This is a genomic window from Gordonia hydrophobica NBRC 16057, assembly GCF_001592365.1.
Classification (GTDB): Bacteria; Actinomycetota; Actinomycetes; order Mycobacteriales; family Mycobacteriaceae; genus Gordonia; species Gordonia hydrophobica.
In genome coordinates this window covers 307154-333077 of the sequence record NZ_BCWU01000002.1, presented here as the reverse complement: position 1 = coordinate 333077, position 25924 = coordinate 307154, and the positions used below count along the sequence as shown (strand labels likewise).

Below are 25924 nucleotides of genomic sequence, written 5' to 3'. Positions count from 1 at the left end.
ACGGTTCCCGATACCCTGGTCGACGACATGGCTGCCTCTCCGACTGCGCCGTCCCGGCGCTTCTATCCGCAACTCGAAGGGTTGCGGGCGGTGGCGTCGATCGGGGTGCTGACGACCCACGTGGCGTTCCAGACGCGGGCGACCGAGTGGCCGGTGCTCGGCGAGGTGCTCGGCAGACTCGACCTCGCCGTCGCTCTCTTCTTCGCGCTCAGCGGCTTCCTGCTGTGGCGGCCGTATGCGGCGGCCGCCCGGGACGACGCGGCACCGCGTCCCGCCGTCGGCCGCTACTTCCGGCACCGCGTCGTCCGGATCTGGCCGGCGTATGCGCTGGTCGTGGCGGTGGTGCTGCTGTTGTTGCCGCAGGCGCGCGGCGCGTCGCTCACCGTGTGGCTGGCCAATCTGAGTCTGACGCAGGTGTTCGTGCCGCTGACCTTGGCGCCCGGGCTTACCCAGATGTGGAGTCTGTCGGTGGAAGTGGCGTTCTACGCGGTGCTGCCGGTGCTCGGGCTGGCCCTGTACCGGGCGCGCGGGGCGCGGGCCGGGCACCGCGTGCCGATTCTGCTCGCGGTCGCGGCCGTCAGCCTCGGATGGACCTGGATCACTCGCCTGGTGAACCTGCCGGACGGCGTCGAAGCCCGCAATTGGCTGCCCGGCTATCTCTCGTGGTTCATCGCGGGACTGCTGCTCGCGGAGATCACGGCGGCCCTCGCCGTCGGCGCGACGACGCGTCGTTCCCGGGTGATCCGGATCAGCGCCGACCGCAGGGTGATGGCCGCCGTGTTCGTGGTCTCCTATGGGCTGGCGTGCACGCCGATCGCGGGGCCGGTGGGTCTCGGCGACATGACGCATGCGACGTACGTGATCAAGATGGCGCTCGGTGCGGTCGCCGCCTATGCGGTCCTGGCGCCGCTCGTGCTGGGCGACGGTCCGTTCCGATTCTTGGACTCGCCGGTCATGAACGCCCTGGGGCGGTGGTCGTACGGGATCTTCATCTGGCATCTGGCCGTGCTGTCGATCGTGTTCGGCCTGTTCGGGGTCCCGATGTTCGCCGGCCAGTTCGTGCTGGTGTGGACGATGACGGTGATCGCGACCATCGCCGTCTCGGCCGCGAGCTACGCGTTCGTGGAACAGCCGCTGCGGTCGTGGCTGTCGCAGTGGGAGCGCCGCCGGGCCGTCGGGCGCAGCGAGACTGTTTCGGCAGGCCGTCCCGGTTGACGCCCCGCGGTCACGTGATGCCGTCCGGTTCGCCTAATGTCTGAGCAATGGGTGTAGCCGGGCTGATTGTGCTGATCTGCGTCGGCGTGACCGGGGCCGTGACCGTCGGAGCATGGATGACGATGGGTGACGTGCAGCGGGCGACCACGAAGCGCGGCCGTCATCGACGACTGCCTGCGGAACTGGTCCTCGGGCACATGGTCTTCGGAATCGCCGCCGTGACCGCGTGGGTGTGCTTCGTCGTGATCGGCCGCCAGTACGCGGCGTGGGTCGCCGTCGCGCTCATGGTGATCGCGGCCGTCCTCGGCATCACGATGTTCGTGCGCTGGATCCCCAGCTACCGTCCGCGCGCCACCCAGTTGGCGTCGGCCGACGGCGCGGGCCCCGAGCAGAACCTTCCGATCGGGCTGGTGCTGGCCCACGGGGCCTTCGCGGTGATCGGCGTCGGCATCGCGCTGGCAACGGTCCTGGTGTGAGCGGGCCGCTGCTCGTTGCGCCGCCTGATCACTCGCGTCGTCGCACGATGGCCGACGCGACCGCGGCGGTGACCGCGATCAGCGCCAGTGCCTGCCCCCACGCGCTGTCCCCGGTGTAGGCGACGCCGCTGTGCCACGGACCGGCGGCCAGCACCGCCGTCGCGGCGAGCATCGCACCGAACGTCAGCACCGGCCGACGTCGTTCGGGCAGCCGCCAGACCACCGCCCCGGTGACGGCCGCGATCGCGGCGCCCCAGGGGCCGGTGAGGAGGAAGGCGGCGAGGAGGGCGGCGGTGGTGAGGGTGAGGGTGAGAGTGGTGGTGAGGGTGGTAGTTGGGTTGGTTGGGGCTGTGGTCGTGGTTGGGTTGCGGGGTGCGGCGGTCTCGATACGGTCTCGGCTAGCGCCTCGACCTACTCGACCAGCGTGGGGAGGTGCGTGGAGAAGGGGCGCGCCTCGACCTACTCGACCAGCGTGAGGGGGCGCGCCTCGACCTACTCGACCAGCGTGAGGGGGCGCGCCTCGTGCGGCGTGGAGAGCGGTCAGCAGGAAGAGTGCGGCCATCGCGGCCAGGCCCAGACCCAGCGCCCAGCGGTAGGGGGAGTCGAGGTCGTAGGTCAGTGCCACGGTGCCAGCGGTGCCTGCGGGTACCAGCCAGCCCTGTTGCCAACCGTTGACGACGACGGAGGTCAGATCGCGGCCGTCGATGCGCGCATGCCACCCCGGGTTGGTGCTCTCCGGAACCACGAGGACGCGGTCGGCGTCGGCGGCGTCGACCGTCACCGCGCGTCGCGTCGCGTCCCAGCGGTCGACGTGCGGATGCGTTGCGGTCGTGCTCGGGGCGCCGGCATCCGGAACACGCAGCGAGACCGCGTCGACGGTGAATGCGGCGCCCGGATTCACCGACACCTCCTGCTCCCCGGCGGCCAGGGTCAGCGGCGGTCCAGGACAGCGGGTGGCGGTGACGGGCTCGCCGCGCCGAAGCGCTCCCGCGGTGGTGGCGACCTGCAGCCGGATCACCTGCCCGGACGCGGAGACCCCGAGTCCGTACGGCCCGCGCGGATCGCTGTCGCAGCGGATCTCGACGGGCCGGGCGTCGTCGAACGGCTGATTCGTCGCGCCGGGAAGCACCTGGACCTCGCTGATGCCGACCGGGGCGTCCTCGGCGAAACCCAGGTCGTTGATGTTGATCAGATCGCTGCGCTTCTCGACGGTGATCACCACGGTGTCGGCGCGATGCGACGCGAAACGGACGGTGCCGTCGTCGCCGACCGTCGCCGTCGTAGTGCTGACGCGGCGATCGCCGTAGCGCAGTTCCACCGTCACTCGGGTCGGTCGGGCGGGGTAATCGTCGGGCGTCTGGATGCGCAGCCCCGAGACGTCGCGTGCCGTCGGAAGACGCAGCGTGAGCCGGGGACGGTACTTCTTGCGGTCCGACACGGAGGGGGAGGGCGCCACCCAGGTGGTGTCGGCGTCGCCGTCGACCGCGGCCGACGCGTTGCCGAGCGGATCGCTCACCGACGCCTGGCCCTCGGCGTGGATGACGCCGGGGCGGGCGAGCAGCGCCGAGAGTTCGCCGCCCGGCGTCGGCCGCAGGGTGACCGTCGGGTCGACGACCGTCGTCGTCGGTACCGACAGTGTGCGGCCGAAGACACCGGGCGTCTCCGAACTCAGCCCGAGCGCCGGTGAACAGCGGACCCGGCCGTCACGCGCGGTGACGCAATCGGAGCGCTGGCCCAGTTCCGGTCCCAGCACCCACTGCTCGACGCGGTCGGCCGCATCGAGCGTCGGGAGCACCGTGCGCTGCCGGATGGTGAGCGGCACGCCGGAGTTCGCATCGGCCAGGGCCAGGTCGGCGATCGCGAACTGATTGCCGCCCGAACCGTTGGCGGTGGCGATGGCCCGCACTTCGACGCGGCTCGTGGACCCGGCCGGCGCCAGCACGCGGGTCGGGACGCCGGGTTCCAGCCCCTGCGCCACGGTGCTGCCGGTGTCGGTCGAGATCAGCACGCTCGTCACGTCGGGGCCGATCGCCTTCGCGGTGGTCACGGTGACAGCGAGATCAGTGCGCGGGCGGGTGAACTGCACGGTCATCCGCTGGCCCACCGCGGACTCCAACCCGCGACTGACCCACGCCGTCTCGGCGTCGTCGTCGAACGCTGCTGCGGCGGCGTTGGCCGGCGAGGTCCGTCCCGGCTGGGTCGCGTCGGCCGCCGAGCCCGACGTGGTGACCCGCACCTGGCCGGGCTGATTGTCGAGCAGCCACTGTGCGTGAACCAGCGGTTGGCCGTCGACGGGATAGTCCGCGACGCGGTTCTTCGTGAGGCGCGGATCGTCGGGCGCGCGGATGGCCGACGAGTGGTCGTCGACGCGACCGAAGTCCACCTCGCGGTCGACCGGGGTGTCAGTGACGGTCATCGACGACGGCGGCAGTCCCGCGCGCGCGGCGTCGGCGGCGAGGAGCGCAGGCCCCAACGGCCCGAGTCCGGCGCGTCGCCGGGCGTCTTCCACCGACAGGAGGGACTCCGGGCCGCCGCTCACCCGAGGCATCGCGTCCACGTCGACCAGCGTCGGGCCGCCTGCCGCGCCGTCGACGCGATAGACGGTGATCGCGGGCAGCTTCGGTCGCAGTCCGTCGTCGACGACCACCCCGTCGAGCGTCGGCGGCGCGACGGTCGGACCGAACTGCGCCACCTGCGTGATACCCGGTGACCGGGTGATGGCCTGGGCCACCGACAGCGGCCGCGCCGACCGCGACGACGGGTCCAGATCGGCTCGAAGCACCACGTAGCCGACGCCCTGTTGGGCCAGGGTGGCGGCCAGGCCGGGGGATCCGCGGCCGGAACTGAGCGCACGTTCCACCGAGTCCATCGCCCGGATGGCGCCCGGCGGCGTCAGCGGGATCGCATCGCGCACCGCCCACGGTTCCTGCGCCAGTGCCTGCAGCGGCTCGTCGCGGGTCAGGCCCCACAGTTGATCGGCGAACGGCGCGCCCGGAACCACCAACGCTCGTGTCGGCGACGCCGAATCGCGTTGGGCGTCGCGGAGCCAGTCGGCGGCGTCATGCCAGTACGCGGGGATGTCGCGGTAACTCGACGCGGGCGCCAGCCCTCCGGTCCAGAGCAGCGACCCCGAGCCGAAGGCTGCGATCACCACCACCAACGCCGCGGCGAAACCCCGTTCGACGTGGGCCTCGCGAGCCGGAAGTCGTACCCGCGAAAGCAGATGCGCGATGCCGAGGACCAGCGGCAGTCGGACCAGCGGATCGAATTTGTGGATATTGCGCAGTGCGGCGCCCGGACCGTCGAGGACGGCGACGACGGCGTCGCGCACCGGCGACGAGAGCCCGCCCGGGTAGCCGAGGCAGATCGCCAGCAGTCCGACCACCAGCAGCACCAGGAAGCGGCCCCGAAACGGCATCGCGCGCATGGTGAGACCGGCGAGCCCGGCCGCCGCGACCACACCGGTGGCCACCACTGCCGCGGGCTCCGACACCAGCACCGCGCCGACCGCCCGTTCCGACGAGACGAACGGCGTCCAGGAATCGGTGCCGCGCAGCACCTCGGTCAACGAGGTCCACTCGGTGGTGACGCGGGACGACTCGATGAAGTCGAGGAACGGCGGCGAGATCCGCGACAGGATCAGCAACGGCACGATCCACCACAGGCACGCGGCGGCCGCGCCCAAGCACCACCAGCCGCCGAACACCAGGGTTCGACGCCGCTCCGGGTCGCGCACCAGCACCATCAGCCACCAGATCACCGTGACCGCGACCGCGGCGACGGTGGCGACCGCGTTGACCGCTCCCATCAGGGCGATCGCGCATGCCGACCGGGCTGCGTCGGCCCAGAGCGGGCGCGGCGATCGCCGGTCGTCGAGGGCGCGGACCACCGGCAGCAGGACCCACGGCGCCAGCATCATCGGCAGCGTCTCCGACGAGATGGTGCCGAGCGTCGTCATCACACGCGGCGCCAGCACGAAGGCCCAGGCGGCGATCAGCCGCGACCAGAACGAACCGATCCGCAGTGCTTCGGCGAGGCGGACGATGCCGAGGAAGCCGACCGTCAGGAGGATCGCCCACCACAGTCGCTGGGTGATCCACGGCGGGAGATGCAGCACGTCGCCGAGCGCGAAGAACGCTCCGTGCGGGAAGAAGTATCCGTAGGCCTGGTTCTGCACCTGGCCCATCGGCGCCGTCGGCGACCACAGATGGGCCGCGCGGGTCAGGAACCCGATCGGATCGGCCGTGAGGTCGAGTTTGGTGTCCGGCGAAATGAGTCCGGGGCGCTGCAGGAACGAGACGAGCAGGGCGATCGCGGCCACGACGACGCCGTCGCGACGACGCAGGGTGCGGTCGGCGGCGGTCACATCGGGGCGGTGACGGGTGACGTCACCGGTCAGTGGTTGGCCCCACCGTTGCCGCGCGAGCCGTAGTCGACCGAGCCTTGGACGAAGCCGGTGTCGGCGTTGAAGCTGTTCACATCGGTCGCAGGCTTGTTCTCGGACGCGAGTTGCCCGCCGAGGAACACGGCGCCGATGCCGACGACGATGCCGGCGACCCCGGCGAGGGCACCGTAGAGCAGTCGTTCACGCAGCATTGCCCCAAGCTACCATCCCGGCGACCGGCGGTCGTGCCCGTGAAAGCAGCAGCGTGGCATGAAACACTGGGACGATGCGTGCACTGACTCACCTCCGTCCGCGTCGTTCCCACGGCGCCCGCACGATCCTCGCCGTCGCTGCCGCGGCCGGTCTGCTGGTCACCACCGCGTGCTCGGACACGCCGGTCGACAACGTGGCGAGCACGACCCCCGTGTCCACGTCGTCGTCCGCCACCGCGGCGTCGTCGTCGAGCAGTGCTGCGCCGAAGCCCGCGGCATGCGGCGCCGAGGAGCTCGCGACGATGACGCTCCGCGACAAGCTCGCGCAGATGTTGGTCGTCGGCGTCACCGATGCCGCCGACGCGAAGCAGGTGGTGCGGTCCGAGCACATCGGCGGCATCTTCGTCGGCAGTTGGACCGACCTGTCGATGCTGACCGACGGATCCACCGCGAAGCTCGCCAAGAGTCGGAAGATCCCGCTGATGGTGACCGTCGACCAGGAAGGTGGTCGGGTCAGCCGGTTGAAGAGCCTCGGGATCGACATGCCGTCCGCGCGCGAACTGGCCAAGACCAAGACGCCGCAGCAGGTGCGGACGATGGCGAAGGACGCAGGCGAGCAGATGGCGAAGCTCGGCATCACCGTCGACTTCGCGCCGTCGGCCGACGTCAGCGATCAGGCCGACGACACGGTCATCGGCGACCGGTCGTTCTCCAACGATCCCCAGGTCGTCACCGAGTACGCGGGGGCCTTTGCGAAGGGGCTCGAGGACGCGGGCGTCATGCCGGTGTTCAAGCACTTCCCCGGACACGGTCACGGCTCCGGCGATTCGCACCTCGGCGCCGTCGTCGCGCCGCCGCTGTCGCAGATGCAGCAGACCGATCTGGTGCCGTTCCGGAACCTGCTCCGAGAGCCGGGAACCGCTGGCGTGATGGTCGGACACTTGATCGTCCCCGGGCTCACCGGTGCGCAGACGCCGGCGAGCATCAGCGCGGGAGCGATCGGAATGCTGCGCAACGGCAAGAAGTACAACGGACCCGCGTTCAACGGCGTGGTCTTCACCGACGATCTGTCGGGCATGCAGGCGATCACCGACAAGTACACGATCGAAGAAGCGGTGCTGAGGGCGATCAAGGCGGGAGCCGATGTCGGTCTGTGGCTGTCCACCGATAAGGTCGGCTCGGTGCTCGATTCGTTGGAGAAGGCGGTCAAGGCCGGGAAGCTGTCGACTGAACGGGTGAACCGTTCGGTGACCCGGATTCTGACCGCGAAGGGTGTTCTGCACTGCGGCTGACAAATACTTACCGAATGGTAAGTTGAGAGTATGGCTAGCGGAACGAAGAGGCTGCCGCGCGCGGTGCGGGAACAGCAGATGCTCGACGCCGCCATCGCGGCCTTCTCGGCCAACGGATACGCCGACACGTCCATGGACGCGATCGCGGCCGAGGCCAAGATCTCCAAGCCGATGCTGTATTTGTACTACGGCTCCAAGGACGAGCTGTTCAGCGCCTGCATCGCCCGTGAATCCGGTCGCTTCATGGACGCGATGACCGAGGGCTTCGATCCGTCGATGCGGCAGAAGGACCAGGCGCGAGTGCTCGTTCGCGAGTTCCTGCGGTTCGTCTACCAGAACGCGGAGGCGTGGCGGCTGCTCTATCGCGTGGCCATCGGCACCGCGTCATTCGCGCACATCGTCGCCGACTCGCGCAAGAGCATTACCGCGATGATCACCGACCTCATTCGCCGCGGCACCACGACCGGCGGCAGCGACGTCGACTTCGAAGTCACCGCCGTCGCCCTGGTCGGTGCCGGTGAGGCCGTCGCTGATCGTATCGCCGACGGCGACATCGACCTGGAGCGTGCGACGGACCTCCTACTCGGCATCATCTGGCGCGGCCTCCGCGCCGTCGGCGAGGGCGCGGACGGGTCCGGCGACGAGGACTGACTCGACGCTACCGCCACGTCACGCGTGGCAGGATCGTGCCGAAATCGATCGTGGCTCTGCGCAGCCGAGAGACGCTCGCGTGATGTGGCGGACCCTGGCGTGGGGTGACGGTCGCGGTCAGGTCGGCGACGGCGTCGTCGGAGAATTGGATCTGCAAGTACCGGGGCGGGTCGTCGATCGGGATTCCGTCCATCGGCGTCATCCGAGACGGATCGGCGATCTGGGCGCGCAGTTCGGCCCGCAGGGCATCGGACGCGAGGCGGCGGACCGCGCCTGCGGTTGCGGCCGGTCGGCCGTCGACCCGAGCGACGCTGAGCCCGCACTCGGTGTCTGGATCCGGTGAGGCCAGGCAGGCATCCACCGAGGCGGACACCAGTCGGCGGAAATTCGCCTGTACAGAGGCGGTGATCTCTGGACGGAGTGCGTCGATCTGGGCGGTGGCGGAACGATCGACGAGGAGGACGGGATCGGCGCCGCCCGTGAAGCGGAAGCTCGAGTAGTCGGGCTCGATCACATAGGCGCCAGGGAACAACCAGACGGAAGCGGTGCCCGTCGACTGCCCGTTGAACCGAAGGCCTGAGGCCCCGAAGCCGGCGGGCGCGGCTTCGATCAGTCCATCGTGAATCGCGACGTAGTCGCCGGTCCGGACCCGGAACGTTCGATGCACCACTTGGTCGCCCATCGTGAACGACGCGGGAACCTCGTACGAGTCCCCGCTCGTCTGCTGCGCGTCGTCGACGCGGATGTCGTGCAACGGCGCGAGGTAGTTCGATGCGGCCAGCACCTTCTCGGACAGTTGGGGCATGGCGGACAGATCCACCGAGGATTCGTGCGACGCCGACAGGTATGCCTTCGCATTCTCGGCTTCGCTGAGGGCGAGCGCTGTCAGGTAGTGCTGGACGAACTCGACGGGGTCGGTCGGGAGAGGATCGCCGTCGGTTCTCAGAGTTGCGCGACGATTCGAGCGTATCGGTCACGGTCGAGGCGGACGGCGCAGAAAACGCTCTATGCGTCGATATTCGCCCACGGTCAGAGCGTGAGCGAACATCGACGCATAGAGCGTTCAGTGCGGCAGCAGCCTCAGTCGCGAGGGCGCGCCGTCGCGGTGAGGTGCGGGTATCCCTTCGTGCGATGCAGGATCTGGAAGTCGTACCCGCCGTCGGCCTTGCTGGTGTACATGTTCAGCGTGGCGGGCAGCAGGATCGGCTTGCCGAAACGCACCGAGTAGACGACCGCGTCGGGCAGCTGCGCCTCCACGTTCGCGAGCACCGCCGCGGCACTCCACATGCCGTGCGCGATGGCCGTGCTGAAACCGAACGCCTTCGCGGTGAGATCGGCCATGTGGATCGGATTCCGGTCGCCCGAGGCATTCGCGTACTGCCGGATCAACCCCAGGTCGACGCTCACCACGCGGTCGGGCGGCGGCGGAGCGGCGTCCTTCGGCGCCGGACCGCGTTCACCGTCGGAGAGGCTGGTGCGCTGCTGCTTGAGGAACGTGCCGGTCTGCACGGCCACCAGTTCGCGGCCGACGTGGAACTCCGAGACCACGTCGACGAGCATGCCTTTGCGGTGCTCGCGCAGGTTCTCCGCGTGTGCGGAGATGGTGAGCGGCTCGTCGACGCCGATGGTGCGCAGGCGCTCGATCGTGTTCTCGAGGTGCACCGATCCGACGGCGCCGAACGGGAACGCCGACGACACCATGATGCTCATCGCGAGCGGGAACTGCAGGACGAACAGGAACGGCAGCGGCACCGTGGCGCCGAACTGCAGACCCGTGGTTCGGCAGTACTCGGCGAGTTGAGCCTGGTCGATGCGCAGGTTCTCGATGCGATACGTGGTGTCCGGGAGCGACGCCGTCGGGCTGACGCGCGCAGGCTTCCCGATGACCGGCAGCATCGCTGCGACAGCCTTCGGGTACAGCTGACCCGCGCCCGGCAAGGACGTCAACGTGATGGTCTTGGTCATTGCGAGCCCGACTCAGGCGCCGAGCAGGCTCTGGCCGCAGACACGGACCACGTTGCCGGTGACTGCGTTGCTCGCCGGGCTGGCGAAGTAGGCGACAGTCTCGGCGACGTCGACGGTCTGGCCGCCCTGCTGCAGTGAGTTCATCCGGCGGCCGACCTCGCGGGTGGCGAGGGGGATGGCCGCGGTCATCGCGGTCTCGATGAAGCCCGGCGCCACCGCGTTGATGGTGATGCCCTCCTTGGCCAGGATGGGGGCGTAGGTGTCGACCAGGCCGATGACGCCGGCCTTGGACGCGCCGTAGTTGGTCTGGCCGCGGTTGCCTGCGATGCCTGCGATCGACGACACGTCGACGACCGCGCCGCCGGAGCGGAGGGCCTTGCGCTCGACGAGCTCGTTGACGAGGGTCTGCGGCGCGATCAGGTTGACGCTGATGACCGAGTTCCAGCGGCCCGCGTCCATGTTGGCGAGCAGCTTGTCGCGGGTGATGCCTGCGTTGTTGACGATGATGTCGAGGCCGCCGTGGCGCTCGAGCACGTGCTCGGCGATCTTCTCACCGGCGTCGGCTGCGGTCACATCGAGCGGCAGTGCGGTGCCGCCGACCTTGTTGGCGGTCTCGCTCAGGGCCTCGCCCGCCGCGGGGATGTCGGCGGCGATGACGTGGGCGCCGTCGCGGGCCAGAACCTCGGCGATGGTTGCGCCGATGCCGCGCGCAGCACCGGTGACCAGGGCGACCTTGCCTGCGAGCGGCTTGTCCCAGCTCTCGACCGATGCGCCGTCGGCGTCGCCGACGCGGATCACCTGGGCGTCGACGTACGTGGACTTCGCGGACAGCAGGAAGCGGAGGGTGGATTCGAGGCCGGACACGCCGGTCTTGGCCTTCGGCGAGACGTACACCAGCTGGGCGGTGGCGCCGTTGCGCAGTTCCTTGCCGAGCGAGCGGGTGAAGCCCTCGAGGGCGCGCTGGGCAACGTGGTCGTCGGCGGCCGCGGTCAGCTCGGGGGTGGTGCCGAGCACGACGAGACGGGCCGAGTTGCCGGTGGACCGCATGATCGGGGTGAAGAACTCGAAGAGCTGCTCCAGCTCGGCGGGCTTGCTGATGCCGGTCGCGTCGAAGACCGCCGCACCCAGCTTCTCCGCGGAACGACCTCCGGCGACGCTCTCGACGAGCGTGTAGTCGTCGCCTGCGGTGAGGATCTCGCGAATCGGTTCCACCAGTCGGCCGGACCCGCCGAGCAGAACGGGGCCGCCGAGGGCAGGCTGCGACGCCGAGTAGCGACGCAGGGTCGGCGGCTGCGGGAGGCCGACGCGGGACGCGATGAACGCGCCGGGGCCGCTGTTGACGATGGACGAATACAGGTCGGTGTTTCCTGCCACGACTATCTCCTTCGATGTCTGTGAACGAATCCCCTGGGCCTTCACATGCCGGGTCGACGTCTCTGCCGGTGACCCTATGCGGACGGCGTCCGTGCGCAGTAGTGCGAACCACTGTGACATGTGCCGCAGGCTCCAGGAGTCGACAACTAACTTACTCGCGAGTAAGAATACTCTCAAGGTCGATACGTTCGACGTCGAAGAATCTGTCAGGAGTGAGCTTCGTGGTCTCATACACCCCCCGTAAGCCGGAAACCCGCCAGCAGCGGCCGGTCGCCATCCTCGGCGGCAACCGCATCCCCTTCGCCCGCCAGGACCGCGCGTACGCCAGCGTCGGCAACCAGGACATGTTCACCGCTGCTCTGCAGGGTCTCATCAGCCGCTTCAACCTGCAGGGTGAAGAGCTCGGCATGGTTGCGGGCGGCGCGGTGCTGAAGCACTCCCGAGACTTCAACCTGGTCCGCGAGTCGGTCCTCGGCTCCTCGCTCTCGCCGTACACGCCGGCGATGGACGTCCAGCAGGCCTGCGGCACCGGCCTGCAGGCCATCCAGATCGTCGCCGACGGCATCGCGAACAGCCGCTACGACGTCGCCATCGGCGGCGGGGTCGACACCACGTCCGACGCGCCGATCGGCGTCTCGGAGGACATGCGCCGCCAGATGCTCGAGGTGAACCGCGCCAAGAGCACCGCCGACCGCATCAAGGCCGCGCTCGGTCTGGTGACCAAACTCGGGATCGAGATCCCGCGCAACGGCGAGCCCCGCACCGGCCTGTCGATGGGCGAGCACGCCGCCATCACCGCCAAGGAGTTCGGCATCGGTCGCGCCGAGCAGGACGAACTCGCGGCCGCCAGCCACCAGAAGATGGGCGCTGCCTACGACCGTGGCTTCTTCGACGACCTCGTCACCCCGTTCCTAGGCCTGACCCGCGACGAGAACCTGCGCCCCAACTCCACGGTGGAGAAGCTCGCCACCCTGAAGCCGGTCTTCGGAGTCAGCCTGGGCGAGGCCACCATGACCGCGGGCAACTCCACGCCGCTGAGCGACGGCGCGTCGGCCGTCCTGCTCTCGACCGACGAGTGGGCCGCTGAGAAGAACCTCCCGGTGCTGGCCTACCTCCGCGACACCGAGACCGCCGCCGTCGACTACGTCAACGGTCCCGACGGTCTGCTGATGTCGCCGACCTACGCCGTTCCGCGTCTGCTGGAGCGCAACGGGCTGACCCTGCAGGACTTCGACTTCTACGAGATCCACGAGGCCTTCGCGTCCGTCGTCCTCTGCCACCTCCAGGCATGGGAGTCGGAGGAGTACTGCACCGAGCGGCTGGGCCTCGAGAAGGCGCTCGGCTCCATCGATCGCAGCAAGCTCAACGTGAACGGGTCGTCGCTCGCGGCGGGCCATCCGTTCGCGGCGACCGGCGGGCGCATCATCGCGCAGGCCGCCAAGCAGATCAAGGAGAACGGCGGCGGTCGTGCGCTGGTCTCGATCTGCGCGGCAGGTGGCCAGGGCGTCACTGCGATCGTCGAAGGCTGATCGCACTCGCTGTCGACGAAGCCCGGTCGGTGGGACACAGATCCCGCTGACCGGGACTTTCGTCGTTCTCAGAAGTTTTCTCGAGAGAATTTCCCGCAGTGTGTAACGCTCCGGAGCGGTGCAGCTATATACGGGTTAGCTCCGGCTGAACCGCCAGACCCCCGACCCGGCGGTTCAGCCGGAGTCTTGTATTCCGCATCCTCTCGCTTTTGCCGCTACCATTCGGACGTTGTGACTTCTTCCGCCCAGACCCCCAGCCGCCGTAGGTGGATTGTGCGTGGCGTCGTCGGCGGACTGCTCCTGATCGGCATCGCAGTCGGTGTCGATGCGATCCTCACGCACGGCCACACCGCGCGCAGCGCGCAGATCGCGGAGTTCGATCTGGGGAACATGGACGAGGCGCATGCGCGAGACGTGCTGACCAAGCTGACGACCGCCTCGCACGGTCCGTTGACGGTGGCGACCTCGTCCGGCTCGGCGAAGATCGATCCGGGAGCGCTCGGTGCGACGTTCGACGTCGAAGCGACGCTCGAGCGCCTCATGGACCAGCCGGCCAACCCCTGGGACCGATTCCTCGGCATGATCGGGGTCGCGCGTCCCGTCACACCCGTCGTGCACATCGACGACGCCAAGTTCAACGCGGAGCTGGACAAGCACACCAACCAACTGGAGAAGGCGGCCGTCGAGGGCGGTGTGCACTTCGACGGCGTTGAACCCGTCGGTGACTTTCCGTCCAAGGGACTGCGGATCGACCGTGCGGCGGCGAAGCAGACGATCGCCGAGCAGTGGCTGAGCGGGCACACCCTGGACCTCGCGATGGAACCGTTCGCCCCGACGGTCTCCGCCGAGACGGTGCAGGCGACGCTCGACGGTCCGGCGCAGAACGTGACGGCGTCGAAGGTCTCCCTCGCCGGGCGCGGCGATCGGATCACCGTGACGCCCCGCGAGATGGGGTCGCTGGTGACCTTCGTGGCCGACGGCCGCGGCGGGCTGACCCCGAAGGTCGCCGCCAAGGACGCGCGAAAGGTGCTCGGCGAGCGCACGGCGCCCACTGAGTCGCAGCCGGTGAACGCGAGTTTCAGCCTCGGCGGCGGAGCACCGTCGGTGGTGCCGTCGACCGACGGTGCCAAGGTGAACTGGCGGCGCACCGCGGACCGCATCGGTCAGCTCTCGGTGGCGACCGGTGATCGGGCGGGCAAGGTGGCGTACACGATCACCAAGCCTGCGCTCGACACGAAGGGAGCGCGCAAACTGGGTGTCAAAGAGGTGGTCTCGGAGTTCACGACCGGTGGCTTCAGCGGGCCGTCGGGCGAGAACATCCGCCTTGTGGCGCAAGAGGTGAACGGCGCAGTGGTGCTGCCCGGCGAGACCTTCTCGTTGAACGGCTACACCGGGCCGCGCGGTACCGCTCAGGGGTATGTCGAGTCCGGGATCATCGATCACGGGCGGCCGTCGAAGGCCGTCGGCGGCGGTATCTCCCAGTTCGCGACGACGCTGTACAACGCCGCATACTTCGCCGGTCTCGACGACGCGGGCCACACGGAGCACTCCTACTACATCTCCCGGTATCCCGAGGCGCGGGAGGCGACGGTGTTCGAGGGGGCGATCGACCTGCAGTTCACCAACAACACCCCGTACGGCATCGTCATCGAGACGGGATGGAGTTCGTCGAACATCACGGTGCGGATGTGGAGCACCAAGACCGTGGACGTGGAGTCGATCACCGGGAGTCGTACCGATCCGACGTCGCCGACCACCGTTCGACTGCCCGCGGGCGGCGACTGCGTGCCTGCGAGCGGTGCCCCCGGCTTCACCGCGTCGAACACCCGGGTCATCCGCAGCGTGAAGACCGGCGCGGAGATCAGCCGTCACACCCGCACTGTGCGGTATGCGCCGGAGCCGATCGTCCGCTGCGGCTGAACTGAAACCTGTTTCAGACCCCGCGCTGTGCGTGCGGTCACCGAGCGATAAGCTCCGAAACATGGATATCAATGGAGCAAGTGCAATCGTGACCGGAGGCGCGTCCGGCATCGGTGCGGCCTCGGCCCGTCGACTCGCGGCGCAGGGCGCCAAGGTCGTCATCGCCGACCTCAAGGCCGAGGACGGCGAGGCCCTCGCGAAGGAGATCGGCGGCGCTTTCGTCAGCGTCGACGTCACCGACACCGCTCAGATCGAGGCCGCGGTCAACAAAGCCGTCGAGCTGGGCCCGCTGCGTGCGGTCGTCAACTCCGCGGGCATCGGCTGGGCGCAGCGCACGGTCGGCAAGGATGGCGAGTTCGCGTCGGCGCACAACCTGGACCTGTACAAGAAGGTCATCGCCATCAACCTGGTCGGCACCTTCGACACCGTCCGTCTCGCGGCAACCGCGATGAGCCGCAACGAGCCGAACGAGAACGGCGAGCGCGGCGCGATCGTCAACCTCGCGTCGGTCGCCGCATTCGACGGTCAGATCGGTCAGGCCGCGTACTCGTCGTCGAAGGGCGGCGTCGTCGGCATGACCCTGCCGGTCGCTCGTGACCTGTCCGCGGTCGGCGTCCGCGTCAACTGCATCGCTCCCGGCCTCATCGACACCCCGATCTACGGCAGCGGCCCGGAGTCGGAGGCCTTCAAGGCCAAGCTGGGCGAGAGCGTCCTGTTCCCCAAGCGGCTCGGTGTGCCGGACGAGTTGGCCTCGATGGTGGAGGAACTCATCACCAACTCGTACATGAACGCCGAGGTGATCCGCGTCGACGGCGGCATCCGGATGCCTCCGAAGTAGGCTCGACCCTCTTTTCTGCCGTTGATCGGGCCCCGCAGCGGGGCCCGATCAACGGCAGAAATGTTTTCCGGTGCCCGGTGGCGGGCCGCGGCGGTCGTTATGATTCGGGCATGCGGAATCTGGTGCTGTCGGTGATCGGCGACGACCGTCCGGGGCTCGTGTCGGCGTTGGCCGACGCGATCGCGAGCAGCGGCGGCAACTGGGAACGCGGTCAGCTGGCGCAGCTGGCCGGAAAGTTCGCTGGCATCGTGGTGGTCACCGTCCCACAGGACCGATCGGGCGAGGTGATCGCCGCGGTCACCGGTCTCGAGGGGTTGCTTGAGGTCGCCGTGCATTCGGCCGGCGCCGCCGAGATCCGTGAAGGCGAGTGGGCGTCGCTGACGATCGATGTGCTCGGCAACGATCGTCCGGGCATCGTCCGCGAGCTGTCCGCGGCACTCAGTGCGAGCGGCGTGACGATCGAACGGATGACGACGGGCACGCGGGAGGCGCCGATGGCGGGCGGCATGCTGTTCGAAGCCCAGCTCGAGGTGCTGGTGCCGCCGTCGGCCGACGCGGCGACGATCCGCTCCGATCTGGAACGGATCGCTGCCGAGTTGCTGGTCGACCTCGGGATCGACGGCGAGTAACCGAACACGTCGTCGACGACCGTCCGACGGCGGCGTCGGCCCGGACACCGACCGCGACTACCATCGGGGTCATGAACGACGGCGACCGCAGTCCGCTCACGCTCGGTGAACTCATCCGGACCCAGCGTGAACTGGCGGCGATGCCGATGCGTCGATTGGCCGAGATGGTCGGGATCTCGAATCCCTACCTGTCGCAGATCGAGCGGAATCTGCGTGAACCGAGCGACCGTGTCCTTGAGGCGATCGCCGACAATCTGAAGCTGTCCGCCGACGTGCTGGCCGCGTCGACGCGGACGTCGGACCCGCAGGGGCAGCCGGACGTGGTCGCCGCCATCCGCCGCGATCCCGATCTCACGCGTGCACAGCGGGCCGCACTCGAGGAGATGTACCAGAGTTTCGCCAGCGTGACGGTCGCGAATCGGCGACGCGGCGCTGCCGACCGCTGATCCCGACAGACCGCGAACGCAAACGACGGCGCGAACCCGATGATCGGGTTCGCGCCGTCGTTGCTCGTGGCGTGCGGTGCCTGTCAGGCGAAGGCCGCGCGGACAGCCTGGACGCCAGCGGTGTTGAGGTCGGTGAACAGCTTGACCTGGGCGTCGACGATGCCGCTGGCGGCGGTGAGGCCGGTGGACTCGACGATCTTCTTCTGGAAGTCGAGCGCGGTGTCGACCGACTTCTCGTACACGTCGAGCGTGGCCAGAGCGGCCTGCTTGCTCGCGGACAGCAGCGTGGCCTGGACGTCGTTGATCTGCTTGGTGGAGTCGTCGATGGCCTTGGCGACCTTGCTTGCGGCGTTCTGAGCGGTCATGGTGTCTCCTTGGGAAGTAGTGTGCGGTGCTCTCCGCCCCGTCAGTTAACAAGTTAGCACACTGATTGCTAACGCGCGCTGAGTCGGCGGTGTTGCGTCGATCACTCCAGCACGTACGTCCCCGGGGCGGGCGTGATGACGGGATGCGCAGCACTGCCCATCGTGGGGGGATCCTGCAGTTCGCCGGCCCGGGTGCTCGACCACACCGCCCAGTCGTCCCACCACGAGTTCTTCGTCACGGTCGCCGCGTCGCGCCACGCATCGGGATCGGCGGGAAGCTCCGGCGACGGGGCGTCGGGGGCACCGATCGCGGCGCTCCAGGTCTTCTTGCTCGCCGGGTTGACGATGCCTGCGATATGACCGCCGTTGGAGAGGATGTAGCGCGCATCCTTGCCGAAGAGCTTGGCGCCCGCGTACGAGGTCTTCCAGGGCACGATGTGGTCGCCGATCGCACCGACGATGTACACGTCGCCGTCGAAGGCGCTCAGGTCCACCGCGGTGTCGCACATCTTCAACTCGCCCTGCGCGAGCAGGTTCTCGCTGTAGAGCTGCCGCAGATACTGCGTGTGCATCGCGGCGGGCATGTTGGTGGAGTCCTCGTTCCACACCAGCAGATCGAAGGCGGGCGGGGCCTCGCCGAGCATCCACCGGGAGACCCAGTAGCTGAAGATCAGGTCGTTGGCGCGCAGCAGGTCGAAGGTCTGCGCCATGCTGTCCCCGCTCAGGTACCCCTTCTTCGCCATCAAGGCGTCGAGATTGTCGAGCGTCTTCGGATCGGTCATGAAGCCGAGGTCGCCGGTCTCGGAGTAGTCGAGGATCGTGTTGATCAGTGTCAGGTCCCCGATGCGGTCGTCACCGGTGCCCGCGGCGATCGCGGTCATCGCGCCGCCGAGGCAGACGGCGAGGACGTCGACCTTCGGTGCGCCGGTGATGTCCTGGACGGCGCCGAGCGCCGAACGGATGCCGAGTTCCAAGTAGTCGTCGAAGGTGACCGAGCGCATCGACTCGTCGGGGTTCCGGTACGAGATCGCGAACACGGTGCGGCCGTGCTGAACGGCCCACTCGATGAGACTCCGGCCGGGGCCGAGGTCCATGATGTAGTACTTGTTGATCCACGGCGGGCTCGCGAGCAGCGGAGTCGCATGGACCTGGTCGGTCTGCGGTGCGTACTGGATCAGCTCGATGAGCTCATTGCGGAAGACCACCTGCCCCTCGGTGCAGGCCATGTTCTCGCCGACGGTGAAGGCGTCCATGTCGACGCGCACCGGGCGGCCGTTGCGATTGACCAGATCGGATGCTGCGTAGCGGGCGCCGCGCACCAGCGACTTGCCGCCGGTGTTGATGGCCGTGGTGAGCACCGTCGGGTTGAGGAGCGGTGAGTTGCTCGGCGACAGCGCATCGCACAGCAGCTCGACGAATGCGCGCGCTTTGGCCGTCGTCACGGCGTCGGACTCGGCGGAGTCGACGAGGTCGAGGGCCAGGGCCCGCGCGGCGAAATAGGACTCGAGGACGGCGAAGTACGCCGGGTTCTCGTGCCACGCGGTGTCGGAGAATCGTCGATCTCGAACGGATTCGGGTGCCGCATCCACATCGCCGAGGCCGAAGGCGACCCGGGCGGTGTTATCGGGGACCGTTGCGATCCGGTTCACGAAACGGCCGGCGGCGCGGGCGACGCTGCGCGGGTTCTTGGCGATGTCAGTGCCGGTGCGGAAGGTGGATTCCAGCCAGCCGAGCGGATCGATCTCGGCAGTGATGCGGGTCGGGAGGAGGCTCATGGGTACTCGCGATCTGTCGAACGGGGAGGGAGACTTGGAGTGCGTCGGTGACGCGGCGCTTGCGGTGCTGAGCAGGCTCAGGCGGGGCCGAGGTAGCGGATGATCATCTCGCACACGCAGACCGGCCGGTCCAGGCCCTCGATGGTGAACGTCAAGCCGACGGTCAACTGGAATCCACCCGTGACCGGTTCTACTGCGGCGACGTGGGCGGTGGCGCCCACCTCGGAATCCACCGGAACCGGCGCGGGGAAGCGGACCTTGTTGAGTCCGTAGTTGATGACCTGGGTGGCGTCGTCGACGTCGAGCAGATCCCAGAACAGCGGGACGGCGAGCGAGAGCGTCAGGTAGCCGTGGGCGATGGTGGTCCCGAACGGGCCCTTCTTCGCGCGCTCGGCGTCGACGTGGATCCACTGGTGGTCGTTCGTCGCATCGGCGAAGGTGTCGATCTGCTCCTGGGTGATGCGGATGCGAGCCGACGCCCCCAGATCCTGGCCGGCGAGCGACGGGAGATCGGCGAGGCGAACGCTGCGAGCGGGAGTGGTGGTCGACGTGACGGTGGACTCGGTCACCAGTATTTCCAATCGTTGACAGAGACCGCGCGAATACTGCTGCGCGGCCAGGGATGCGGTGATATCGGAACATCAGAGAATTCGCCCGGCGGCCTTTCGGGTTCGGTGACGAAAGGCATCGATGCGGGGTGAGGAAAGCCTGATCTATAACTCCGATCAATACTGACAATAAGTAATTAGCTCGGTGACTGCAAACGGGTGTGAGGCATGTAACGCGGGCCGTTAGTCCCTATTGTTAGTGCAGGTCGGAGGCATGTTGTGGGCCGGTTTCAATCTACTGGCGAGTACAGACGAGTCCCTACTTATCGGTAATGAGTTCTCGGTTTGTGCGGGGGTGCGTCTCGGTAATTCTGACAAGATCGAATTCCCGTTTATGAATTCGTCAGGGGTGCCATTGATCTCCGGTCGCCGTTCGGAGGGGGAATTGCATTAGACGGCAACGATATTCGTCCAATTCTTCGCTACCGGTTGACGAATGGCGTCGGTTCTGCGTCGCCGCCTGTCATTGCGTTTGTTCGACGGTGGGCGGCCGGATGAACGGGAGCGAGCAGGCCTGGTCGCGGCGTCGTCCGGTCGGGCGAACCTTGACCGTTTGTCCTGGTCGTTTGCAGTTTCTGGCGGTGATGACCGTGTGTGCCGGGCTACCGTGACGCTGTGGGTTCGGAGATGGTCCGGACCGTGCATCGAGAGCCGTACGGCTGCGATCCCTCACGGGAGGAGACTGTCTTGTCCAAACGTCGTTTTGCCGCCGTCGCCGCGGCGGCCGCGATCGTCACGTCGGTGGCACCGGCCACCGCACTCGCCACCCCTGCTCTGCCGGGGCCGCTCGCCGGCTTCAGCAGCATCTTCGGTAATAGCAACCCGGATAACAAGAGCAGGGGCTGCCATGTGGACTGGCGATCCTCAGCCACCAAGACGCGGACCGACAGCGGCGTTACCAACACGATTGACGGCGGTGTTACCCCGAGGCGCGGCGACAACGGTGCGACGGAAATGCAGTTGTGGGGCGACTTCTCGAAGCCGTTCTGGCGCACCATTGTCGCAACCGATGGCGACATCAGGAACTACAAGCTCGAGGTGAAGCTACCCGCGGGCTACGCGTACACCTCGGAGGTGTTCGCCGCGGATTCAACCTGGTTTGGCATCGACGGCGCCAATAACCTCACGAAGTGGCCCAAGGCGCTTGGCCCGGACAGTTTGACCGTCACGACCAGTACTGACACGAGGACGGCCACCGTCAAGGTGAAGAGTGGCACGCTTGAGGGGCTCCACCGCTTCGTCATCTACTTCACGGGTACTCCGGACGGAAGCACAGTGCCGGATTCGATCACCGCGACCGCGAAGTCGACCGGCTTGTTCGTCGACTGTGGCGGCAACGGCTCCAGCGCCAGCTAGAGTCCGCATATCGAAGCGTTCAGCCCCGACGATCGTCGTCGGGGCTGAACCGTTCTCAGTGGGTGGCGTTCTCACACCGCGACGTCGGTCTCCGCGATCGTCGGACGCCGGGTGCCGCTGATGCCCAGCAGCGCTGCGGCCAAGCAGGCGAGCGCTACGGCGACGGCGAACCACGGGAAGATCTGCGCGGTGCCGAGCGCGGACGCCAGCGCCCCGGCGACGACGGTCGGGACGCCCATGGCGATGTAGCCGAGCAGGTAGTACGCGCTCATCACCGCGCCGCGGGCGTCGGGCGGCGCGACGTCGTTCAGGTGACGGAGTGAGCCGCCGAACGCGAGACCGAACACCGCGCCGAGCACGATCGAGTCGATGATGATGAAGGCCGTCGAACCGCTCGCAAGCGCCCAGATCGCGCACATCAGGGCGACGATCATGCCCAGGTTGCCGCCGATCGCGGCCTTCCGCGGATCGATCCGCCCGCCGAGCCACTGCGATACGGCCGCAGCCGCGGCCATGGCGCTGACGACGATGCCGACGAACATCACCGAGGTGTGCCCCGTGGCGTGCTGGGTGAGCGCCGGGTACAGGCTGAGGAAGACGCCCAGCACCGACCAGGCGGCCATGATGCCGATGCCGGAGAACCAGAAGTCGGCGCGGATCGCCTTGGGGATCGACGGCGCCCGCAGGCGGACTCGGCCGCCGGTGCGTTCGGTGTGGGGCTCGGTCAGTGCGATCACCGCGGCGAGCATCGCGGCCACGACGACGATGACGATCGCATACGGAATCCGGAGCGGGCTGGTCGCCCACTGCGCCGCAGCGGCCGCGCCGATCACGGTGATCGTGATGCCGACATTCAGGGCGACGCCGCTGGCCACACCGTTACGAGCACCGGCGAACGGGCGGACGTCGAGGAGTGCGGCACCCGCGGTGACGGTGATCGCGCCGATCGCGATGCCGTGCAGGAATCGGGCGACGATGAGCACCCATGCGCTGTTGGCGATCAGGAACAGGACCAGGCCGGTCAGGATCAAGACGAGCGCGGTGATCAGCACCGGCTTGCGGCCGACCGCGTCGGAGATCGGACCGACGGTGAGTGCCGATCCCAGCGCGCCGATCGCATAGACGGCGAAGATGACCGTGATGGTCAGCGGGCTCATGCCCCACTGCTCCTGATAGATCGGGTAGAGCGGCGAGGGCAGCCCGGAACATCCCAATGCCAGGGCGAGCAAGGCCAGCAACAGCAGGAACGACCACCGCTGCGGATGGACCGTGCGGGTGGAGTTCGTCTCGGCGACGGCTTCGATGACCATGGATCCTCGGGTATGTTTGATGAGTATCGAACCGCTTCGACGATAGTCCCGTGTTCGATGTTCATCAAACTGATTGTTTGCGAGAGTGACCGAGATGACCCCGACCGACAGCGTCGCCGACCTGCAGTCCGTGCTGAGCGCACTTGCCGATCCCGTTCGGCTGGAGATGCTCCGACGCCTGGGCCATGCGGCCGAGCCGCTGGCCTGCACCGCGCTCTATGACACCGTCACCAAGGCGACGGCCAGTCACCACTTCAAGATCCTCCGCGAGGCGGGGCTCGTCGAGCGGATCGCGGAGGGCCAGTGCGCGCGGTACCGCCTGCGGAACGACGCCGTCGACGCGTTGTATCCCGGGTTGTTGACCTCGGTGTTGACTGCTGCGAACGCGTAGGGCGCGTCCGTCAATCGCACCGTCCGTCCTGCCGTCGACTGCCGCTTCCCAACACACCGCACGATGGCAGCGGACGATGCCTTGTCCCAGCGAAACTCGCGACGGTCTCGATTACTGCGTGCTCGCTCCGCTCACACGCAGCACTCGACCAACGTGGGGGAGTTAGTGCCGGCTGTCGGGGAGATCTGGGAAGACACAGAGAACCCCGCCGGGCGCCCGGCGGGGTTCTCTGCGACAGTTCAGCCGAATCAGATCAGAACGCGGCTTCGTCGAGCTCCATGATGTCGTTATCGACGTTGTTCTCGACCACGGTGCGGACCGAGGTCAACAGCGGCAGCATGTTCTTGGCGAAGAACACGCCCGAGGCGACCTTGCCCTCGTAGAAGGCCTTGTCGTCGCCGGTGGCGCCCGCGTCGAGCGCGGCCTGTGCGACGACGGCCTGGCGCAGCAGCAGCCAGCCGATGACGAGGTCGCCGACGGCCATCAGGAAGCGGACCGACGCGGTACCGACCAGGTACAGCTTCTTCGGGTCTTCCTGTGCACCCATCAGCCAGCCGGTGAGCTTGGCCGCCATGGCCTGGACGTCCTCGTTGGCGGTCTTCAGCAGCGCGCGCTCGGCATCGAAGCCCTTGCCGTTGTCGATGAAGTCCTGGATCTGGCCGGCGACGTGGCCCAGTGCCTGGCCCTTGTCGCGGATGATCTTGCGGAAGAAGAAGTCCTGCGCCTGGATGGCGGTGGTGCCCTCGTACAGCGAGTCGATCTTCGAGTCGCGGATGTACTGCTCGATCGGGTAGTCCTGCAGGAAGCCGGAACCGCCGAGGGTCTGCAGCGACTCGGTGAGCTTCTCGTACGCGCGCTCGGAGCCGACGCCCTTGACGATCGGGAGCAGCAGGTCGTTGACCTTGTGGGCCAGCTCGGCGTCGGCGCCGGAGACGATCTGTGCGGCGGCGGGGTCCTGGTGCGACGCGGTGTACAGGTACACGGCGCGCAGGCCCTCGGCGTACGCCTTCTGGGTCAGCAGTGCGCGACGGACGTCCGGGTGGTGGGTGATGGTGACGCGCGGTGCGGCCTTGTCCATCATCTGCGTCAGGTCGGCGCCCTGGACGCGCTCCTTGGCGTACTCGAGAGCGTTCAGGTATCCGGTCGACAGCGTCGAGATGGCCTTGGTGCCGACCATCATGCGAGCGTGCTCGATCACGTCGAACATCTGGGCGATGCCGGAGTGGACTTCGCCGACGAGCCAGCCCTTGGCCGGGGTGCCGTGCAGGCCGAAGCTGACCTCACAGGTGGCCGAGGCCTTGATGCCCATCTTGTGCTCGACGCCGGTGACGAAGGCGCCGTTGCGGTCCTGCAGCTCGCCGGTCTCGTGGTCGAAGTGGAACTTGGGGACGAAGAAGAGCGAGAGGCCCTTGGTGCCCGGTCCGGCGCCCTCGGGGCGAGCCAGGACGAGGTGGAAGATGTTCTCGGTCATGTCCTGGTCGGCCGAGGTGATGAAGCGCTTGACGCCCTCGATGTGCCAGGTGCCGTCTTCCTGCTTCGTGGCCTTGGTGGTGCCTGCGCCGACGTCCGAACCGGCGTCCGGCTCGGTGAGGACCATGGTGGCGCCCCAGCCGCGCTCGGAGCAGATCGTCGCCCACTTCTTCTGCTCGTCGGTGCCGTTGTCGTAGAAGATGTTCGAGAAGCCGGAGCCCGCGCCGTACATGAAGACCGGCGGGTTGGCGCCGAGGATCATCTCGCCGAGCGCCCAGTACAGCGAGCGCGGGGCGGGCAGTCCGCCGAGGGCCTCGTCGACGCCGACCTTGTCCCAGCCGGCTTCGATGAAGGCGTTGTAGCTCTTCTTGAAGCTGTCGGGGATGGTGACGGTGTGGTTCTCCGGGTCGAAGACCGGCGGATTGCGGTCCGCGTCGATGAACGAATCGGCGATCGGACCTTCGGCGAGGGTGCGGACCTCGCGGAGCATGTCGACGGCGGTCTCGTGATCGAGGTCGCCGAACTCTCCGGTGGCGAGCACCTTGTCGAGTTCGTACATCTCGAAGAGGTTGAAGTGCAGGTCACGCAGGTTGGACTTGTAATGGCCCATGGTTTTCCTAACTCGCTGTTCTAGAGATTCGTTTGTCCGGTCAAGGCTCCGGCGGCTGACACGGAGTAAGTTACTTGCCGGTAACTATAGTCAGAATACCGGCGTCGTGGGCTGGGAACAATAAGACGGAGTGTGGTCCCGCTAACAATTGCAAGCGGATCGTGTGGGTCAATGCGATCGCAGGTACTCCAGATCGGCGGCGATGCCGTCGGCAGGCGTCTCCAGAACGCCGGGCGCGTCGGCCGTCTTCATCAACTCGGCGAGGATGTCGGCGTCGATCTGACCGGACTCCAGATTGGCGTGGCGGTCGCGGCCGGAGTCGAACTCGTCGCGTGAATTGTTCAGGTGGATCAAGTCGATGCGGCCGGTGATGGCCTTGATTCGTTCGACCAGGCCCACCAGGTCCTCGCCGCCGGCCCATGCGTGGCAGGTGTCGAGGCAGAATCCGGCCTGCGGAAAATCGCCGACGGCGTCCCACAGGCGTTCGATGGACTCGAGCGTGCGGGCCATCGCGTGATCGCCGCCCGCCGTGTTCTCGATGAGGATCGGGACGCCGAATCCGCCCTTGTCCTCCTGTCGCTCGAACAACTTCCGCCAATTCGTGAAGCCTTCGGCGGCGTCTTCGCCGTCCTTCAGATGCCCGCCGTGGACGACCAGTCCGATCGCACCCAGCTCCGCAGCGGCCTTCGCCTGCTCCTCGACGGCTTTGCGCGACGGCATTCGGAGGCGGTTGTTCAAACTCGCGACGTTGATCTGATAGCTGGAATGCACCACGACGTCGATCGCGGACTCCCGGATCTCGTCCGCGTGGGGATGCGGCTGCGGCTTCTTCCAGCTCTGGGGGTCGGTCACGAACATCTGAAAGATGTCGATGCCGAGGTCTTCGGCAGTGGCGACGGGGTTCTCGTCCTGGCGTAGATGGGCTCCGACACGCATGCCTCCAGCTTAGTGTCGTGCACTGGTGTCCCGCACCGGATAGGTGCGTGCAGATGCCGCGGACCGGGCTGATTCTGCGGGTGCAAATTCCCAACGCGAGGTGAACCAGATGGCGCGTTGTGGTGAATCAGGCATGAACATCCACTAGTGTTCGAGACCGGGTCGGCCTGTG

Annotated in this window: 22 protein-coding genes; 11 read left to right on the top strand and 11 right to left on the bottom strand. The window is 67.7% G+C overall.

What is annotated here, in order from left to right; translation table 11 throughout:
• The first annotated feature begins 27 nt into the window (after positions 1–27).
• Together GH2_RS05075 and GH2_RS05070 are read left to right on the top strand one after the other, a co-directional pair.
• Complete coding sequence (locus GH2_RS05075) at positions 28–1215, top strand: acyltransferase family protein (RefSeq protein WP_066163859.1); 1188 nt, start codon at positions 28–30, stop codon at positions 1213–1215.
• A 47-nt stretch (positions 1216–1262) separates the two neighbouring features.
• Positions 1263–1691 carry a hypothetical protein gene (locus GH2_RS05070; RefSeq protein WP_157086008.1) on the top strand — a complete coding sequence of 143 codons (429 nt, stop codon included), beginning with the start codon at positions 1263–1265 and terminating at the stop codon, positions 1689–1691.
• 28 nt (positions 1692–1719) lie between these two features.
• Here GH2_RS05070 and GH2_RS05065 read toward each other — a convergent pair whose 3' ends face one another.
• Complete coding sequence (locus GH2_RS05065) at positions 1720–6057, bottom strand: DUF3367 domain-containing protein (RefSeq protein ID WP_066163854.1); 4338 nt, start codon at positions 6055–6057, stop codon at positions 1720–1722.
• 29 nt (positions 6058–6086) lie between these two features.
• On the bottom strand, positions 6087–6287 hold the full coding sequence (locus GH2_RS05060) for a DUF2613 domain-containing protein (RefSeq protein WP_066163852.1): 201 nt from the start codon (positions 6285–6287) through the stop codon (positions 6087–6089).
• A gap of 74 nt (positions 6288–6361) precedes the next feature.
• Here GH2_RS05060 and GH2_RS05055 point away from each other — a divergent pair, with 74 nt between their 5' ends.
• Positions 6362–7579 carry a glycoside hydrolase family 3 N-terminal domain-containing protein gene (locus GH2_RS05055; protein WP_174545322.1) on the top strand — a complete coding sequence of 406 codons (1218 nt, stop codon included), beginning with the start codon at positions 6362–6364 and terminating at the stop codon, positions 7577–7579.
• 30 nt (positions 7580–7609) lie between these two features.
• The gene (locus tag GH2_RS05050; protein ID WP_066163850.1) at positions 7610–8230 is read left to right on the top strand and encodes a TetR/AcrR family transcriptional regulator; all 621 of its coding nucleotides are present in this window, start codon (positions 7610–7612) and stop codon (positions 8228–8230) included.
• A gap of 7 nt (positions 8231–8237) precedes the next feature.
• On the opposite strand, the gene GH2_RS05045 is transcribed toward GH2_RS05050, so the two are convergent.
• The 3 genes from GH2_RS05045 to GH2_RS05035 all read right to left on the bottom strand — a co-directional run bounded on the left by GH2_RS05045 (position 8238) and on the right by GH2_RS05035 (position 11575).
• Positions 8238–9035 (bottom strand): hypothetical protein, encoded by a 798-nt coding sequence (locus tag GH2_RS05045; protein WP_157086007.1) that lies wholly within the window; start codon positions 9033–9035, stop codon positions 8238–8240.
• A gap of 275 nt (positions 9036–9310) precedes the next feature.
• Positions 9311–10195, bottom strand: a complete 885-nt coding sequence (locus GH2_RS05040; RefSeq protein WP_066163845.1) for a MaoC/PaaZ C-terminal domain-containing protein — start codon at positions 10193–10195, stop codon at positions 9311–9313.
• Between the two features lie 12 nt (positions 10196–10207).
• A complete protein-coding gene (locus GH2_RS05035) occupies positions 10208–11575 on the bottom strand; it encodes a 3-oxoacyl-ACP reductase (RefSeq protein WP_174545327.1) in 1368 nt (455 codons plus the stop codon).
• Positions 11576–11790: 215 nt separating this feature from the next.
• Here GH2_RS05035 and GH2_RS05030 point away from each other — a divergent pair, with 215 nt between their 5' ends.
• From GH2_RS05030 to GH2_RS05010, 5 genes are all read left to right on the top strand, one after another.
• Positions 11791–13098 (top strand): acetyl-CoA C-acetyltransferase, encoded by a 1308-nt coding sequence (locus GH2_RS05030; RefSeq protein WP_066164321.1) that lies wholly within the window; start codon positions 11791–11793, stop codon positions 13096–13098.
• A 273-nt stretch (positions 13099–13371) separates the two neighbouring features.
• Complete coding sequence (locus tag GH2_RS05025) at positions 13372–15018, top strand: VanW family protein (protein ID WP_244885307.1); 1647 nt, start codon at positions 13372–13374, stop codon at positions 15016–15018.
• A 61-nt stretch (positions 15019–15079) separates the two neighbouring features.
• Positions 15080–15856: an SDR family NAD(P)-dependent oxidoreductase gene (locus GH2_RS05020; protein ID WP_066163838.1), complete on the top strand. Its 777-nt coding sequence runs from the start codon at positions 15080–15082 to the stop codon at positions 15854–15856.
• A gap of 110 nt (positions 15857–15966) precedes the next feature.
• A complete protein-coding gene (locus GH2_RS05015) occupies positions 15967–16485 on the top strand; it encodes a glycine cleavage system transcriptional repressor (RefSeq protein ID WP_066163834.1) in 519 nt (172 codons plus the stop codon).
• A 71-nt stretch (positions 16486–16556) separates the two neighbouring features.
• On the top strand, positions 16557–16931 hold the full coding sequence (locus tag GH2_RS05010) for a helix-turn-helix domain-containing protein (protein WP_066163832.1): 375 nt from the start codon (positions 16557–16559) through the stop codon (positions 16929–16931).
• An 83-nt stretch (positions 16932–17014) separates the two neighbouring features.
• Here the strand turns inward: GH2_RS05010 and GH2_RS05005 are convergent, their stop codons facing one another.
• From GH2_RS05005 to GH2_RS04995, 3 genes are all read right to left on the bottom strand, one after another.
• A complete protein-coding gene (locus GH2_RS05005; RefSeq protein ID WP_066163829.1) occupies positions 17015–17296 on the bottom strand; it encodes a hypothetical protein in 282 nt (93 codons plus the stop codon).
• A 101-nt stretch (positions 17297–17397) separates the two neighbouring features.
• The gene (locus GH2_RS05000) at positions 17398–19071 is read right to left on the bottom strand and encodes a PHA/PHB synthase family protein (protein ID WP_066163826.1); all 1674 of its coding nucleotides are present in this window, start codon (positions 19069–19071) and stop codon (positions 17398–17400) included.
• Positions 19072–19148: 77 nt separating this feature from the next.
• Positions 19149–19640 (bottom strand): MaoC family dehydratase, encoded by a 492-nt coding sequence (locus GH2_RS04995; protein WP_066163823.1) that lies wholly within the window; start codon positions 19638–19640, stop codon positions 19149–19151.
• Between the two features lie 726 nt (positions 19641–20366).
• On the opposite strand from GH2_RS04995, the gene GH2_RS04990 reads away from it, so the two are divergent.
• Complete coding sequence (locus GH2_RS04990) at positions 20367–21035, top strand: hypothetical protein (RefSeq protein WP_157086006.1); 669 nt, start codon at positions 20367–20369, stop codon at positions 21033–21035.
• Between the two features lie 71 nt (positions 21036–21106).
• Here GH2_RS04990 and GH2_RS04985 read toward each other — a convergent pair whose 3' ends face one another.
• Positions 21107–22345 carry an MFS transporter gene (locus GH2_RS04985; protein ID WP_066163818.1) on the bottom strand — a complete coding sequence of 413 codons (1239 nt, stop codon included), beginning with the start codon at positions 22343–22345 and terminating at the stop codon, positions 21107–21109.
• Positions 22346–22439: 94 nt separating this feature from the next.
• Here GH2_RS04985 and GH2_RS04980 point away from each other — a divergent pair, with 94 nt between their 5' ends.
• A complete protein-coding gene (locus GH2_RS04980) occupies positions 22440–22736 on the top strand; it encodes an ArsR/SmtB family transcription factor (protein WP_157086005.1) in 297 nt (98 codons plus the stop codon).
• A gap of 253 nt (positions 22737–22989) precedes the next feature.
• Here GH2_RS04980 and GH2_RS04975 read toward each other — a convergent pair whose 3' ends face one another.
• Positions 22990–24816: an acyl-CoA dehydrogenase gene (locus GH2_RS04975; protein ID WP_066163812.1), complete on the bottom strand. Its 1827-nt coding sequence runs from the start codon at positions 24814–24816 to the stop codon at positions 22990–22992.
• 168 nt (positions 24817–24984) lie between these two features.
• On the bottom strand, positions 24985–25752 hold the full coding sequence (locus GH2_RS04970) for a deoxyribonuclease IV (RefSeq protein WP_066163809.1): 768 nt from the start codon (positions 25750–25752) through the stop codon (positions 24985–24987).
• Between the last annotated feature and the right edge of the window lie 172 nt (positions 25753–25924).